At 70.8% G+C, this 15,568-nt stretch carries 14 protein-coding genes; 3 read left to right on the top strand and 11 right to left on the bottom strand.

All coding sequences use genetic code 11. From position 1 onward, the window contains the following. Window position 1 precedes the first annotated feature (1 nt). The 4 genes from AOK08_RS11590 to AOK08_RS11575 all read right to left on the bottom strand — a co-directional run bounded on the left by AOK08_RS11590 (window position 2) and on the right by AOK08_RS11575 (window position 4,124). Window positions 2-1,261, bottom strand: coding sequence for a nucleotide sugar dehydrogenase (locus tag AOK08_RS11590; RefSeq protein ID WP_055525410.1), 1,260 nt, complete (start codon window positions 1,259-1,261; stop codon window positions 2-4). After that, complete coding sequence (locus tag AOK08_RS11585) at window positions 1,261-2,043, bottom strand: WecB/TagA/CpsF family glycosyltransferase (RefSeq protein WP_055525409.1); 783 nt, start codon at window positions 2,041-2,043, stop codon at window positions 1,261-1,263. The genes AOK08_RS11590 and AOK08_RS11585 overlap by 1 nt, the downstream gene beginning before the upstream one ends. Beyond that, on the bottom strand, window positions 2,040-3,206 hold the full coding sequence (locus tag AOK08_RS11580; RefSeq protein WP_055525408.1) for a hypothetical protein: 1,167 nt from the start codon (window positions 3,204-3,206) through the stop codon (window positions 2,040-2,042). The genes AOK08_RS11585 and AOK08_RS11580 overlap by 4 nt, the downstream gene beginning before the upstream one ends. A 318-nt stretch (window positions 3,207-3,524) precedes the next feature. Next, the gene (locus AOK08_RS11575; protein WP_055525407.1) at window positions 3,525-4,124 is read right to left on the bottom strand and encodes an acyltransferase; all 600 of its coding nucleotides are present in this window, start codon (window positions 4,122-4,124) and stop codon (window positions 3,525-3,527) included. Between the two features lie 445 nt (window positions 4,125-4,569). Here AOK08_RS11575 and AOK08_RS11570 point away from each other — a divergent pair, with 445 nt between their 5' ends. Next, complete coding sequence (locus AOK08_RS11570; RefSeq protein WP_055525406.1) at window positions 4,570-5,979, top strand: cytochrome P450 family protein; 1,410 nt, start codon at window positions 4,570-4,572, stop codon at window positions 5,977-5,979. Window positions 5,980-6,782: 803 nt separating this feature from the next. On the opposite strand, the gene AOK08_RS11565 is transcribed toward AOK08_RS11570, so the two are convergent. The 6 genes from AOK08_RS11565 to AOK08_RS11545 all read right to left on the bottom strand — a co-directional run bounded on the left by AOK08_RS11565 (window position 6,783) and on the right by AOK08_RS11545 (window position 12,005). Then, on the bottom strand, window positions 6,783-7,664 hold the full coding sequence (locus tag AOK08_RS11565; protein WP_055525405.1) for an SDR family oxidoreductase: 882 nt from the start codon (window positions 7,662-7,664) through the stop codon (window positions 6,783-6,785). Beyond that, the gene (locus AOK08_RS45655) at window positions 7,661-7,828 is read right to left on the bottom strand and encodes a hypothetical protein (protein ID WP_157876651.1); all 168 of its coding nucleotides are present in this window, start codon (window positions 7,826-7,828) and stop codon (window positions 7,661-7,663) included. The genes AOK08_RS11565 and AOK08_RS45655 overlap by 4 nt, the downstream gene beginning before the upstream one ends. Then, window positions 7,825-8,895 carry an acyl-CoA dehydrogenase family protein gene (locus AOK08_RS11560; protein WP_055525404.1) on the bottom strand — a complete coding sequence of 357 codons (1,071 nt, stop codon included), beginning with the start codon at window positions 8,893-8,895 and terminating at the stop codon, window positions 7,825-7,827. The genes AOK08_RS45655 and AOK08_RS11560 overlap by 4 nt, the downstream gene beginning before the upstream one ends. Before the next feature lie 9 nt (window positions 8,896-8,904). Next, window positions 8,905-10,053, bottom strand: a complete 1,149-nt coding sequence (locus AOK08_RS11555) for an acyl-CoA dehydrogenase family protein (RefSeq protein ID WP_055525403.1) — start codon at window positions 10,051-10,053, stop codon at window positions 8,905-8,907. Window positions 10,054-10,056: 3 nt separating this feature from the next. Then, entirely contained in the window at window positions 10,057-10,821 is a 765-nt protein-coding gene (locus tag AOK08_RS11550) for an enoyl-CoA hydratase family protein (protein ID WP_055525434.1), read from the bottom strand. A gap of 74 nt (window positions 10,822-10,895) precedes the next feature. Next, entirely contained in the window at window positions 10,896-12,005 is a 1,110-nt protein-coding gene (locus tag AOK08_RS11545; protein WP_055525402.1) for an NAD(P)H-dependent flavin oxidoreductase, read from the bottom strand. A gap of 155 nt (window positions 12,006-12,160) precedes the next feature. Here AOK08_RS11545 and AOK08_RS11540 point away from each other — a divergent pair, with 155 nt between their 5' ends. Together AOK08_RS11540 and AOK08_RS11535 are read left to right on the top strand one after the other, a co-directional pair. After that, complete coding sequence (locus AOK08_RS11540; RefSeq protein ID WP_055525401.1) at window positions 12,161-13,039, top strand: CoA transferase subunit A; 879 nt, start codon at window positions 12,161-12,163, stop codon at window positions 13,037-13,039. Continuing rightward, window positions 13,036-13,800 carry a CoA-transferase subunit beta gene (locus AOK08_RS11535; RefSeq protein ID WP_055525400.1) on the top strand — a complete coding sequence of 255 codons (765 nt, stop codon included), beginning with the start codon at window positions 13,036-13,038 and terminating at the stop codon, window positions 13,798-13,800. The genes AOK08_RS11540 and AOK08_RS11535 overlap by 4 nt, the downstream gene beginning before the upstream one ends. A 20-nt stretch (window positions 13,801-13,820) precedes the next feature. Here the strand turns inward: AOK08_RS11535 and AOK08_RS11530 are convergent, their stop codons facing one another. After that, on the bottom strand, window positions 13,821-15,446 hold the full coding sequence (locus AOK08_RS11530) for a glycoside hydrolase family 43 protein (RefSeq protein WP_055525399.1): 1,626 nt from the start codon (window positions 15,444-15,446) through the stop codon (window positions 13,821-13,823). Between the last annotated feature and the right edge of the window lie 122 nt (window positions 15,447-15,568).

The raw sequence follows: 15,568 nt of genomic DNA, 5'->3' as shown, positions 1-15,568 counted from the left end.
TTCAGAGCACCTCGATCGTGGGTCCCGACGACAGCCGGCGGCGGCAGTCGAGGACAACGGGGGCGTGTTCGGTGATGAGTTCGTAGTCGAAGCTGTCGTGGTCGGTGAGCAGCACCACCACATCGGCGGCGGCCAGTTCCTCCGGGGTCGGTTCGACCCGTATCAGCCGGCTGTCCACCGGCAGGCTCTCGACCACGTGCGGGTCCGCCGCCCTGACCTGGGCCCCCATGTCCAGCAGGAGCTGGGAGATGCGCAGGGCGGGCGACTCGCGGGCGTCGCTGGTGTTCTTCTTGTACGCCAGACCGAGCAGCAGCACGCGTGAGCCGTTGACGGAACGGCGTCTCGCGTTGAAGAGGTCGCTGATCCGTCTCGCCACGTACTCGGGCATGTGGTTGTTGATGTCGTTGGCCAGCTCCACGAAGCGGAAGCTCTGGCCCAGTTCGCGCTGCACCCGCCACGACAGGTACGAGGGGTCGATCGGCAGGCAGTGGCCGCCGACACCCGGGCCCGGCGTGAACTTCATGAACCCGAAGGGCTTGGTGGACGCGGCGTCGATGGCCTGCCAGACGTCGATGTCCAGATGATGGGCGAACATCGCGATCTCGTTGACCAGCGCGATGTTCACATGCCGGAAGGTGTTCTCCAGCAGCTTGGCGAGCTCGGCCTCCTTCGGCGTGCTCACCGGCACGGTGGTGTCGACGAGTTGCGCGTAGAAGTCCTGAACCGCCTTCAGGGACGCCTCGTTGACCCCGGACACGACCTTCGGGGTCTCCTTGAAGCCCCAGACGGCGTTTCCGGGGTCGATCCGCTCCGGGCTGTACCCGAGGTGGAAGTCGGCGCCCGCCGTGAGGCCCGAGCCGTCCTCCAGGATCGGAGCGAACAGCTCCTGGGTGGTGCCGGGATACGTCGTCGACTCCAGGACGACGGTGGCCCCGGGGCGCAGATACCGGGCGAGGGTGACGGCCGACTCCCTGATGTAGCGGAGGTCGGGGGTGCCCTCGTGCAGCGGGGTCGGGACGGTCACCACGGCGATGTCGAAACCGCCGCAGTCCCGGGCCGACTCGCTCGGCCGGTACGAGCCGTTGTCCAGCGCCGCGCGGATCCGCTCCGAGGAGACGTCCTCGACGAAGGACTCACCGGCGGCGAGGGTCTTGATCCGCCGGGAGTCGACGTCGTAGCCGATCACCTCGTGTCCGACCTCGGCGGCGCGGATGGCCAGCGGCAGACCGACGTATCCCTGTCCGACCACGACGACGCGCATCAGTGGCTCCTGTTCGCGGAGGCGGGTGACGGGGTGGGCCGCATGAGCTCCCGGACCGTCATGAGGACGAAGGCGGTGTTGGTGGTGAGGTAGCGCTTGCCGAGGCGGCGCGGCTCCTGGAGTGCGCGGTAGAGCCATTCGACTCCCCACCGCTGCCAGGCCTCGGGGGCCCGCCTGGTGACCCCGGCGAGGATGTCGAAGGAGCCGCCGACACCGTGCACGACGCGGGCGCCGGTGCGTTCGCCGTAGGCGGCGGTGAAGATCTCCTTCTTCGGCGAGGTCATGCCGAGGAACAGCATCTGGGCGCCACTGTCGGCGATCGCGCCCGCGATGGCCTCCTGCTGCGAGTCGTCGAAGTAGCCGTTGCGGCTGCCGGCGACCTTCAGACCGGGGAAGCGGTCCTCCACCCGGCGCAGCATCTGGGCCAGGACCTCTTCCTTGGCGCCGAGGAAGTACACGGAGATGCCCGCCGTCTCTGCTTCGGCCAGCAGCCGCATGAACAGGTCGATTCCGGCGACCCGTTCGGGCAGCGGGGCGCGCAGTACCCGGCCTGCCCAGACCACGGCCTGCCCGTCGGCGACGACGAGATCGCAGCCGGACACGGCGTCCGCGAGCCGCTGGTCGCGCCGCATGTTCACCAGCTTCGCGGCGTTGACGACCCCGATCTCCAACTGTCTGCCGTCGCGCACCGCTTCGAGGCAGCGCCCGACGGTCTCGTCCATGGTCAGCGGGTCCAGTTCGACCCCGAACAGAGTCCGGCGCTCGTTCCCGTGCGTCTTCATATTCGTCCCCCCTGCCAGGCGTGCAGCATCCAGCCGAATTCGTACGGCCGGCATTCGCGGTCCACGGAGACGGGGCGGTACACCCGGTCCAGGGACTTCAGCCGGAGGTTCGGGGCGACTCGGGTGCCGAGTCCCCGGGCGGCGCGTACCGCCTTCTTCGGGTCGCCCCGGTAGACCTTGCGCCAGGTGACGCCCAGCTCGTCGAGGATCATCGACTCCTCGTGTCCGCCCGCCAGTTCGGGTACGTCGGACATCCAGCGCAGACCCCTGCGGATCGCCGCGCCGTAGTCGCCGCCGCCCGCGTCGGTCAGATCGAACAGGGCGGTCGGCGCCATCGCGTGCTGGTGGACGCTGTAGACGGGGTAGCCCTCCACGACACCGCCGGTACGCGCGTCGTAGTGCCACCACCACTGCCCGCCCTCGCCCTGCAGTTCACAGATGCGCGCCGCACACGCGTCGGCTGCGGCGAGCGCCTCCGGGTCGCCGCCCGCGTCGCCACTGGCGTGTGCGCGGGCCAGGGCCTGGAGCGGATACGTCTGGTCGGCGAAGCAACTGACGTGCGACCGGTACCAGGGCACCAGGCCGGGCCCGGTGGCGTGCGGGAACAGCGGGCTGTCCCCGATCCGGGCCCGCAGCAGACGGTCGCGAGCTGCGGAGAAACGTCTCTCCATATCGATCGTGGAGCGTGCCGCCGCGAAGGCGGACAGCACCCACGCCGCCTCGACGGTGTACTGCGGCCGGTCCTCGTCGTCGAGTACGCCGACCCGTTCGACGGCGTCGGAGAGCTTGGGGTGGTCGGTCTCGGCGGCGGCCCACGCGATCAGCGCCGCGTCACCGAGGTTGGTCACCGTGGGCAGCGACTGGACCAGCAGACCCGTGAACTCCTGGGCCGTGTGCCCGCCGAGCACCGCGCGCTGGCGGTCCTCGGGGAGGTACCGCGCGCCCAGCGCGGTGATGGCCGCGTACCGGGTGCTGGTGCCGCGCCGCTCCAAGGTCCGGGCGCCGCCCGGGGTTTCGCGGCCGGTCATGGTGAAGACGAAGGTCTCACCGCCGGGGAGCAGCATCGACGGCAACCCCGACTCGGCCACCGCGAGAAGGCGTTGGGCGAGCGCGAGCAGCGGTGGTTCCTCACGACCGAGCGTTGCCAGACGTGTGGTGGTCATGGTTTGGGCACACCAACCCCCCTGTGGGTCCTGTGGTGAACAGACTTGTGACCGCCGCGGCACAAAAGGGTCACACGGCGGAATCAAACTTCGGACATCAGACATCGGCCATCGGTCGTCGTGGATCGGACGTCAGGCGTCAGACATCAGCCATGAGGCGTCGAAGCGGTTGTCGCTCCTGACTCGTGGCACAGGCGTATCCACCCGGTAACCCCCCCTGGGCACTGGTTAGTGTGCTCATTGTGCTTGCTCTGCGTAGTTCGCACACATGTTATGCCTGTAGATGTTCGAAGATTTGCCTTTTGTGGGACGCAACAGCTAGGCGCGCTCGACGAGTTGGCCGTCCTTCTCCTCGTATACGGCGCCCGTCCCGGGGCACTCCCACACGCCCAACTCGCCCTCGCGCGCGGTGAGTCGTACGCCGGCCCGGCCGACCCAGCCGATCCGGCGGGCCGGAACTCCGGCCACGAGCGCGAAGTCGGGCACGTCCCGGGTCACCACGGCGCCGGCGGCGACCAGCGCCCAGCGGCCGATGCGCACCGGCGCCACGCACACCGAACGGGCGCCCACCGACGCGCCCTCGTCGACGACCACCGCCACGGCCTCCCAGTCGCCGCCGCGCTTGAGCCGGCCCTCCGGGTCCACCGAGCGGGGGAAGTAGTCGTTGGTGAAGACCGCCGCCGGGCCGACGAACACCCCGTCACCGAGCACCGCGGGCTCGTAAACCAGCGCGTAGTTCTGGAGTTTGACGTTGTTTCCGATCCGGACCCCCGGGCCGACGTACGCTCCCCGGCCCACGACGCATCCGCTGCCCAGCCGGGCGTCCTCCCGGATCTGGGCCAGATCCCAGACCGTCGTCCCGTCGCCGATCACGGCCGTCTCGTCGACCTGCGCGGTCGGCTGGATCCTGGAGCTCACCTGGTTGAACCTTTCTTCTCACCGGGCAACAACAGTGCTTTCACGGGATCACCATACTTACGCCGCAACAGGGGTTGACGGTGCCCGGCGCCCGTCCCGCCGCCGACGCGGTGGGCGGAAAACAGGCTTCTCCATGCTCATCGCGCAGGTTTCACACGGGAGTTCATCGACTCTTCGCATTCCAAGGGCTACGCTCCGCCCGAGTTGAGTGGCCGACGGCCCCGCGCCCCGGTGCTCATTCCCCCCCCGGGTGAGGCGCCGGCTCGCCTACAAGTTGCCCTGGCGCGAGGGGTGGAAGCCGACCTCGCAGGTACCTCAACTACGGCAACTATGGCTTCCGGCCCCGTTGTTACTCTCCCGTACGCCCTGCGGTAGGGTCCCCACCGTTTCCAACTACCGGATGAATCCATGCCGGTACGGGGAGTGTTGGAGGGGCGGCGCGACGATGAGATCCCAGTGGGGCGACAGCGGACCAGTGAACCTGGACGACACGCGGCTGGAGGAGATGACCCCTGAACCGCTGCTGACCAGGGACTACGAGACGCGTCCCGGGCTCGTGTACGAACGGCTGCGGCAGCGCCACGGCCCGGTCGCACCCGTCGACCTGCTGGGCGTACCGGCGTGGCTGGTTCTCGGCTACCGGGAGTCGCTCCAGGTTCTGCAGGACGACGCCGGGTGGCCGAAGGGGCTGGAGAACTGGCGGGCCCGCTCGGAGGGCCGGGTGCCCGCCGACTGGCCGCTCGGACCGTCCCTCGAAGTCAACCACGTACTGATCCAGGGCGGTCCCGGATACCGGCCGTTACGGGTGGCCTGGGACATGGCGCTGAAACCGTTCCAGGATCCGGGCCACCCCCAGGCGAGGCGGCTCAAGAAGGCCGTCACCGACTACACCGACGAGTTGATCGGCCTGATGGGCCAGGGCGGCAATACGGGCCTGGCGGACCTGTCCGCCCAGTTCTCCCGGCCGCTGCCGCTGATGGTGGCCAGTCGTCTGCTCGGCTTCCCCGGTTCGCAGGGCGACGACGCGCTGATGGACATGTGGCGGGTACTGGACGCGGGGCCGGACGCGGGACCCGCCCTGGAGCGGCTGCTCACGACACTGGCCGAGCTGGCCGCGGCGAAACTGGACAGACCCGGGGACGACTTCCCGTCGTACCTGATGGCCGCGCACCCCGGACTCTCGGTCGACGAACTGGCCCGCGAACTGTTCATGCTGCTGGGCATGACCTCCGACCACGTCGGCATCCTCATCTCCAACACGGTGGTCGAGGTCATCTCGGGCGAGGGCGGTGTACGGGCTAGCCTGTCCGCCGGGATGGTCAGGGAGACCATGAACCGCGTGGTCATGCGCAAGCCGCCGCTGGTCAACTTCGTGCCCCGCTTCGCGGCCAAGGACATGGCGCTGGGTCGCTACACGATCCGGGCGGGCGACCCGGTGTGGGTCTCCTCCGCCGCAGCGCACGCCGACCCCCTCTTCGCCGGGAGCGTGTGCCCGAACACCACGGTCAGCACCCGGGCCCACCTGTCCTGGGGCGCCGGCCCACGCCAGTGCCCGGCGCGTGAACTCGCCTCGACGGTCGCGTCGGTGGCGGCGGGCCGCCTGTTCGAGCGGTTCTCGCACCTGGAACTGGCCCTCCCCGTCGACCAACTCCCGTGGCGCTCCTCACCGTTCATGCGCGGACTCCGGTCACTGCCCGTCCGGTACGAACTCGTCCCGGTGCCCGGCCGACGCCTGGCATACGACCAGGCCATCCCGTCCGCCAAGACGGACCCGCCGGACCCGCCGGACCCGTCGGCCCGTCAGCGCTCTTCGCTGTGGCGCTATCTGACGGGGCTGATCCGCACGGGCGGCTGAGTCGGCGGCTGGGTTGGAGTGGGCGGCTGGGCGCGCGCGGCTTTCGCGCGAGGGTGGCGTGGTGACTTGGTGGGTCCGGCGGGTCCGGTGGGTCCCGTGGGTCACGTGGGGGTGCGGGGGTCGGCTACTCGGCCATCGAATCGCCGGGTGCCGATCGCGCCGGGGCGCCGGCGCGCCGATTACGGAGCTGCTGGGCGCGCCGCAGGGCGGGGCTGGGCCGTGCCTATCCGTGTGCACCGGCATGTCCCTGTGCACGTGGGCGGACGGCCCCGCGACTGAGCACCGGGACTTTGCGGGTTCGCGCGTCCGCAGGTCGCCTTCAGGCGCCGTAACCGGCGCGCGGCGCTTTGGCTGGGCGCGCCGTAGGACAGCGGTGAACCGAAGTCTCCGTGGTCTCCGTGTGCGCCGGCTCGCCTTGCGTATGCGGGCGGGCGACTCCGTGAGTGAGTGCCAAGGCCACGGTCCGCGCATCCGCAGGCGCCGTAACCGGCGTGCGGCGAGGGCGCATTGGTTGGGCGCGCCGCAGGGCGGGGCTGGGCCGTGCCTATCCGTGTGCACCGGCATGTCCCTGTGCACGTGGGCGGACGGCCCCGCGACTGAGCACCGGGACTTTGCGGGTCCGTGCTTCCGCAGGTCGCCTTCAGGCGCCGTAACCGGCGCGCGGGGCGCTTTGGTTGGGCGCGCTGTAGAGAGGGGCTGGGCCGTCCCTTCCCGTGTGTACCGGGGCATGTCCCCGTGTACGTGGGCGGGACGGCCCCGCGACCGAGCGCCAGGATCGCGGGACCGCGCGTCCGCAGGCGCCCTCAGGCGCCGTACACCGGTGCGGGCGAGGGCGCTTCGGTGAGCAGTCCGTGTACCGCCGGGCCGATCTCGGCCGGAGTCCAGCGGCGGTCGCGGACCCGTCGGGGCCCGTGCTGCCAGCCGTCGGCGAGGCTGATCGTGCCGCCCTCGGCCTCGAAGACGCGGCCGGTGACGTCGCCCGAACCGGCCGAGGCCAGCCACACCACCAGCGGTGAGACGTTGCCGGGGTGCGGCGCGTCGAAGCCGGACTCCGGTGCGCGCATCTTCTCGGCGAACGCCTCGACCGCCTCGGTCATCGGGGTGCGGGCGGAGGGGGCTATCGCGTTCACGGTGACGCCGTACCGGGCCAGTTCGGCGGCGGCGATCACGGTGAGCGCTGCGATACCTGCCTTCGCGGCGCCGTAGTTGCCCTGGCCGACGCTGCCCATCAGCCCGGCGCCCGAGCTGGTGTTGACGACCCGCGCTTCGACCGGCCGGCCCTGCTTGCTCATCTCCCGCCAGTAAGCGGCGGCGTGCCGCAATGGCGCCGCATGCCCCTTGAGGTCGACCTTGAGGACGAGGTCCCAGTCTTCCTCCGTCATCGACACCAGCATCCGGTCACGATTGATGCCCGCGTTGTTCACCAGTGCGTGCAGCGCGCCGAACTCGGCGACGGCCCGGCCGATCAGCCGCTCCGCGTAGTCCCAGTCGCTGACGTCCCCCAGATCGGCGACGGCGACGCCCCCGGCCGCCCCGATCTCCTCGGCCACCGCCTTCGCGGCCTCGCCGAGGTCGTTGACGACGACCCGGGCTCCCTCGGCCGCGAGTGCGAGCGCGTGCTCGCGACCGAGACCCTGTCCCGCCCCGGTCACGATGGCGACCCGGTTCCGGCAAATCCCGCTCATGTGCCCGCCCTTTCACTCCCGATGCCGATGCCGATGCCGATGCCGGCGCTGATGCCGTCCACAGCCGGGGGGCCGTTCGCCGGGTTCTTCTCGGCCGCGAGTGCGAGGGCGTGTTGGTCACCGAGGCCGACGACGGCGCTCCGGTCCCGACGGATTCCGCTCATGCGCCCGCCCCCTCGCCGCCCCTGTCGGCCGCTCCGGTGAGGCCCAGCCGCCGGGCGATGGACTCCCGGTGTTCTGTCGGGCCGCCCCAGTCGGCGGCCAGGGCCCAGGCCCGTTTGGCGTACAGGTGGAGGTCGTACTCGGTGGTGTACCCCATGGCGCCATGGCACTGGAGCGCCGTACGGGCCGCCTTCCGGGCCGCTTCCGAGGCGAGCACCTTCGCCATCGACGTCCGTACGGCGGTCTCCGGGTCCCCGGCAGCCTGGGCCCAGCCCGCCGCGAGGACTGCCGGGCGGGCGAACCGTACCGCCAACTCCACGTCGGCCAACGCGTGTTTGACCGCCTGGAACGAGCCGACCGGTACGCCGAACTGGTGCCGTGCCCGGACATGAGCCACGGTCAGTTCGAGCATCCGCCCGGCGAGTCCGACCAGCAGGGCTGCCGTGGCCAGCACCCCGCGCCGGTACGCGACCGCCAGTTCGGCAGGCCCCTCGGCCAGCAACAGCCCGCCGCCCGCCGGAGCGCGCACCCGGGCCAGCCACCGGGAGCCGTCCACCGAGTCGACCGGCTCGGTCTCCACTTCGTCGCGCGCGTACAGGCGCAGCCCGTCGCCCTGACGTACGGCGATCAGGTCGGCGAGCGCGGCGAAGGGGACCGGGGCAGCGCGGGTGAGGGAGACGGTGAGCAGCGCCGACCCCCGCAGTACGGACGGGAGTTGAGGCGCGCCCGCGGTGGCCAGCAGGGGGGCGCCGACCGCCACTGTCTCGGCGGCGGGGACCGGGAGCCCGCTGCGGCCGAGGGTCTCCAGCAACGGCGGGAGCGCGTTCTCGTCGAGGCCGAGGCCGAGGCCGAGGCCGGTGCCGGTGCCGGTGCCCAGGCCTTCGCTGTGCTCGGGGACCAGGGCGCCGGTGACACCGACCCCGGCCAGCGTGCGCCACACGCCGTGGACGCTCTCGATGCGGCCACCCGGCCAGCCTGCCCGGATCTGTTCGGCACCGGCCTGTTTGGCCAGCACCTCACCGGCGGCCTCGGCGAGAGCCGTGTCCCGTTCGGTTACGGCGAACCGCATCGCTCCCGGTCACCTCCTCGGCAGGCCGAGCAGCCGCTCGGCGACGATGTTGCGCTGGATCTCGTTCGTGCCCGCGTAGATGGGGCCCGCGAGGGAGAAGAGGAAGCCTCGGCTCCAGGGGGCGTCGATCTCCGCCTCCGGCCCGAGCAGTTCGGCGGCTGTCTCGTGCAGGGCGATGTCGAGCTGGGACCAGAACAGCTTGTTCAGGCTGGACTCGGCGCCGATCTCCCGCCCTTCGACGATCGACGTGACCTGTTCCAGGGTGAACAGCTCGTACGCCTGGGCCTCGATCCACGACTGCACGACCCGGTCCCGATGCACCCCCACCCCCTCCGCCCCCTGCGCCTCCTTTGTCCGCGCCAGGTCGAGCAGCCGGTCGGCGGTGTGCAGGAAGCGGCCGGGGGAACGCAGGGTCAGCCCGCGCTCGGACCCGGTCGTCGCCATCGCCACCCGCCAGCCCTCCCCGACCCCGCCGAGCACATCGGCATCGGGCACGAGGACGTCGTCGAGGAAGACCTCGGCGAACCCCTCGTCGCCGTCGAGGCGTTCGAAACCACGGACCGTGACCCCGGGAGCGTCCAACGGAACGAGGAAATAGGTGAGGCCTCGATGACGCTCCGCCTCCGGATCCGTACGGAAGAGCCCGAAGAGGTGGGTGCAGAAGGCGCCTCGGGTCGTCCAGGTCTTCTGGCCGGTCAGGCGCCAGCCACCGGCCCCCTCGTCCCGGACCGCCCGGCTGCGGATGGCCGCGAGGTCGCTGCCCGCGCCGGGCTCGGACCAGCCCTGTGCCCACAGATCCTGGGCGGCGGCCATCCTCGGCAGAATGCGCCGCTGCTGCTCATGCGTACCGAACGCGAAGACGGTCGGGGCCAGCAGGAAGATCCCGTTCTGGGTGACCCGGGCGGGCGCCCCGGCCCGGTGGTACTCGTCCTCGAAGACCAGCCACTGCCACAGGGACGCGTCCCGGCCGCCGTACGCCTCGGGCCAGGACACCACCGACCAGCGCGCCTCGAACAGGGCGCGCTCCCACTCCAGATGGGCGGCGAACCCCTCGCGGGTGTCACCGGACGGCAGCGGGTCCGCCGGGACGTTCGCCGCGAGCCACTCCCGGGCCTCCTGCCGGAACGCCTCGTCCTCCGCACTCCAGGTGAGATCCATGGCTCACCCCTCCCCGTCCGTACGGCCGCCGAAGGTGTCGCGGACCTCGGCGGCGACGCCCGACAGGTTGATCTCGAAGGTGAAGCCCTGTTCGTAGCGGTAACTGCGCTTGACGTCCCACAGGTCGATGCCGTTGAAGGCCTCCTTGGCCGCACGGATCACCGCCGGGTTCTTCCCGGCGATGTCGGCGGCTATCTCCAGGGCCCGGTCCCGCAGTCGGCCGGCCGGTACGACGTCGAGCACCGAACCGAAGGCGTGCAGCTCGGCGGCGGACGCGGTGGCACAGGTGTACATCATCGCTCTGGCGCGGTGCTGCGGGACGAGACGGGACAGGTGCGTCGCGGCGCCCAGCGCGCCCCGGTCCACCTCCGGCAGCCCGAAGTAGGCGTCCTCGGCCGCCACGATCACGTCCGAGTTGCCGACCAGACCGATCCCGCCGCCCAGACAGAAACCATGGACCGCTGTCACGACCGGCACCGCACAGTCGTAGACCGCTGCGAACGCGGCGAAGCAGCCACGGTTCACCGCGATCACCGCGGTGTGGCCGGTGTCGGCCGTCAACTCCTTGATGTCGACACCGGCGTTGAAACCACGGCCCTCGGCACGCAGCACCACCACCCGTACAGCCGGGTCGCGGCCGAGCTGTTCGACGGTCTCCGCCAACTGGTACCAGCCCGCCACCGGCAGGGCGTTGACCGGAGGACAGTCGACGACGACCTCGGCGATGCCGCGTGCGTCGACGCCGGCCTTGACGAACTCATAGCCCATGGGTCCTCCTGTGTCGCGGTCACGGTCGCGGGGCCGGATCGCGGCGAGGTCGGCCCGGCCGCTGTTGGCCGCATTCACGGTTTTGCTCCGGCGGTCGTCAGGCGGGTGAGGACGGCGTCGGCCTCCGCGATGACGCGTTCGACGAGTTCGGCGCAACTGGGCAGGTCGTCGATGACACCGGCGACCTGGCCGGAGGCGAGGGTGCCCAGGTCGGTCCGGCCGTCGACCATGCTCGCGCGCAGCATCATCGGGGTGTTCGCCGCCATCACGACCTGGGACCAGCCCAGTTCATGCCCGCGCCGCATCGCCAGTCCCTCGCGGACCAGGTCGGACCACGACGTGCCGGAGACCTTCCGGAACGCGACGGCGTGCCGCAGCGAACGGACGAGCCGCGCGGGTGCCCGCTCCCGCAGCAGCCGTTCCACCGCGTCGGTGCGCAGTACGCGCTGGGGGATGCCGTCGAGGACGGGGGTGACCACGGTGTCGTTGACGCCCCGCCCGAGATACTCGGCCTTGACCGAGTCGCGCACCGTGCTGTCGCTGGTCAGCAGGAACCGCGTGCCCATCGCGATGCCCACGGCACCCTGGGCGAGCGCGGCCACCAGTCCCCGCCCGTCACGGAACCCGCCGGCCGCGATGACCGGTATGCCGACGGCGTCCACGACCTGGGGGAGCAGGATCGAGGTGGGTACGCCCCCGGTGTGTCCGCCGCCCTCACCGCCCTGCACGACGACCGCGTCCACACCCCACGCCTGGACCTTCTCGGCATGGCGGCGGGCGCCGACGGACGGGATGACGATCAGCCCCGAGTCCTTCAGCTCGCGGACGACGCGTTCGTGCGGCGCGAGCGCGAAGGACGCGATCTTCACGCCCTCGCGCACCAGGAGGCGCCCGCGCTCCAGGACGTCGGGGGAGTCGCCGCGCATGTTCACCCCGAACGGCGCGTCGGTGCGCTCCCGGACGGCACGGACGGCGTCCCGGGTCTCGTCCAGGGTGAGCGTCGCGCTCGCCAGGATGCCGAGCCCGCCCGCCGCCGCCGTGGCCGCCGTCAGCTCGGGGCCCGACACATACCCCATGCCGGTCTGCACGATCGGGTAGCGGACGCCGACCAGGTCGCACAGCGCCGTGTGCAGGGCGGGATGGAGAGGGCGGGCGGGATGGACCGGGCTGGTGGAGGCGCTCATACCGGGGCTCCTTTTCTCCTTCGCGCGCTGCTCGCCGGGGTGGGGACGATTCCCCGGGCCCGGCTGCCGAGGGGTTGTCGGTCGAGCCAACGTAACCTAACAATTGTTTGCTAGGTAAGACTCCGTATGGGTGAGAGCGTGGGAGGGAGCGGTCCGTGGGTGACAAGTCGATGTCCCTGGAGGACTTCGCCGGCGCCGTCGAGTCGGGCATGACGATCGGGATCGGCGGGTGGGGATCGCGACGCAAACCGATGGCACTCGTACGCCAACTCCTGCGCACCGGTGTGCGTGACCTGACCGTCGTCACGTTCGGCGGTCCGGACGTGGGGCTGCTGTGCGCCGCCGGGCGGGTCCGCAAGCTCGTCTACGGCTTCGTGTCGCTGGACAGCATCGCCCTCGACCCGCACTTCCGCGCGGTACGGGAACAGGGCGCCGTGGAGACCGCCGAGTACGACGAGGGCATGTTCGTCACCGGCCTGCGGGCCGCCGCGAGCCGCCTGTCCTTCCTGCCCACCCGCGCGGGCCTCGGCTCCGACGTTCTCACGATGAACCCGGACCTGGTGACGATCGCCTCGCCGTACGCCGACGAGGAGTACGTCGCGATGCGGGCCCTGCGGCTGGATATCGCCCTGGTGCACGTCAACCGCGCCGACCGGACGGGCAACGCCCAGTACCTGGGCCCCGATCCGTACTTCGACGACCTGTTCGCGATGGCGGCCGACCGCTGCTACGTGAGCACCGAGCGGATCGTGGAGCCGCAGGATCTGCTCACCGCCGGACCCGCCCAGTCACTGCTGATCAGCCGCCTCTTCGTCAACGGGGTGATCGAGACCCCCCGTGGCGCCCACTTCACCTCCTGCGACCCCGACTACGGACGGGACGAGGCCTTCCAGGCGCACTACGCGTCGGCGGCGCGGGACACCGACTCCTGGCGGCTGTTCCGCAAGACGTTCCTCGACGGCGACGAACAGGCGTACCACGAGGCCGTGGCGGAGTTCCACGCCAACCGCGAGGGACAGGAGAAGAGCCGATGACGGAGATCACCCGCGCGGAAGTGTGCGCCGTGGCCTGTGCCGATGTGTGGCGCGACGCCGGGGAGGTGCTCGCGCACACGGCCGGTGTGCTGCCCTCGGTCGGAGCGCGCCTCGCCCGTCTGACCACCAGCCCGGACCTGGTGCTGACCGACGGCGAGGCCTACTTCATGAGCGACCCGCCACCGCTCGGCCGAACAGCGGCGGACGGGGGCGTCGTCGAGGGCTGGGTGCCGTACCGCCGGGTCTTCGACATCGTCGCCAGTGGCCGGCGCCAGAGCATGATGGGGGCCAGCCAGATCGACCGGTACGGCAACCAGAACATCTCCCTGATCGGCGACTGGCGCCGGCCCACCCGGCAGCTCATCGGTGTGCGCGGCGCTCCGGGCAACACGGCCAACCACCGCACCGACTACTGGGTGGCCCGGCACACCCCGAAGGTCTTCGTCGAGAAGGTCGACGTGGTCTGCGGGGTGGGCAACGACCGTGCGCGGGGCGTCAAGGGGCTGCGCTTCCACCACCTGGGCGTGGTGATCACCAACCTCGCGGTCCTCGACTACGGCGACGACGGGCGCCTGCGCGTGCGCTCGCTGCATCCCGGCGTCACCCCCCAGGAGGTCCACACGAACACCGGCTTCGCGCTCGACGCGACCGGCGCCCCCGAGACCCGACTGCCCGACGAGACCGAACTGCGGCTGCTGCGCGAGGTCGTCGACCCGCTCGGTCTGCGCGAACGTGAGGTGAGCGGGGGCGCCAGGCCGTAGGACCCGGCACCCCGGCGCGATCAGGGCGTGGACAGCTCGAACCGTGCGACGCGGACCGAGCCGCCGAGTGCCTGGGTGGCGTGGTTGAAGATGGCGAAGCGGTACCCCATGAAGAACTGCCAGTTGTTGCCCATGGTGAAAGAGGGCCCCAGACGCGTGAAGTTGACGCCGTCGGTGCTGTAGGAGAACGTTCCCGGGCGCGGTGATCCGGGCCGGATGTCGGCGGTGGCGCGCAACCAGACGCGGCCACCGGAGACACCGGCGCCCGCGGCCTCCGTACCGGTACCGGTGGTGTTCCAATTGCCGTCCATGGTCAGCCCGTTGACCATCACCACCCGGGTCGCGCCACCGTCACGCCGAACGCCGATCCAGGCGGAGGAGTCCCGCAGCAGAGCGAGCCCCGCGCGGTCCCCGTCCCGCATCGCCGAGTAGTCGAGCTGGACGGTGGCCGTCGAAGTGGGGCCCTGGATGCGGTGTGTGAGGGTGTTGCGGGCCCAGTACAGGTCGTTGGTGACGGTCGCGGTTCGTAGAGTCAGCCCGTTGCCGACCGACCACTTGGTGTTGTCCGGGTTGTGGTTCCACTCCCACTTCGGCTTGAGCGTCGTACCGTCGAAGGTGTCGACGCCCGTCATCGGGGTCACCTGCCGCGTGGGCGCCGGGACGACCGGGCTGGGATACGACGACCCCCACCTGCCGTTGGCGAGCTGTACGACGGGCCAGCCGTCCGAGGTCCAACTGACCGGCGCCAGCACGGGGATCCGGCCGCCGGGGAAGGCGTCCACGAAGGCCAGGTAGTGCCAGGACCCGCTCTGCGTCTGCACGAGTCCGCCCTGGTGCGGGACACCGCCACCGGCGACCGGTCCGGGCAGATCGAGGAGGACCTGACGCAGGGTGTACGGGCCGAAGGGGCCGCTCGTCGACTTCAGGACGTACTGGCCGTTGGCCGGGCGGGTCACGAAGATGTAGTGGTTCCCGTTGATCCGGTAGAAGCGGGAACCCTCCAGGGTGCCGATGTTCGAGGGCGTGCTGAACACCTGCTGCGCCCGGACCTGCGTACGGCCGTCCGGCGAGAGCTGGGCCACGCTGATGGTGCCGTTGCCGTACGCCACGTACATCGTGTCGTCGGTGTCGACGAGCAACCCCGCGTCGTAGTAGGACGTGTTGAGCGTCGTGAGTCTGCTCCAGGGACCCTCGACACCGGTCGCCGTGTACACGTAGGTGCGGGCGAAGTCGATCTGGCCGAGCCAGTAGAAGGTGCGGTTGCTCGGGCGGTAGGCGAGCGACGACGCCCAGATGCCCCGGACGTAGCCCCGGGCGCCGTTCAGGTCGTACTTGGCCCCGAAGTCCAGGACCGGCACCGAGTGACCGGCGAACTCCCAGTTCACCAGGTCGTACGAGCGGAGGATCGGCGCCCCGGGGGAGTAGTGCATCGTCGACGCCGAGTAGTAGTACGTGTCGCCGACGCGGATGACGTCGATGTCAGCGAAGTCCTGCCAGAGCACGGGGTTCGCGTACTGCCCGGCGGCCGGGAGGGATCGCGCGGACGCGGACGTGGATACCGCTGCGGGCAGGGCCGCTCCCACGACCAGGCCGCTCGCTGCGGTCAGCGCGTTCCGGCGCGTGCGAGGTTGATGTAGCCATGACATGCGGGCGCTCCTCTTGTCTGGGGGCTAAGAGGTGTGCGGGGTAGGGCGGGCGGTGGTGCGGAAGCCGGGCTCTCGATGTTCGTCATGTCGAACGCGGGTCGTGTCTTCGGGCAACTTGGATA

Source organism: Streptomyces graminilatus (genome assembly GCF_001418565.1).
GTDB classification, from domain to species: Bacteria; Actinomycetota; Actinomycetes; order Streptomycetales; family Streptomycetaceae; genus Streptomyces; species Streptomyces graminilatus.
The sequence above is the reverse complement of the archived record's forward strand: the minus strand, read 5'-3'. Positions and strand labels throughout refer to the sequence as shown.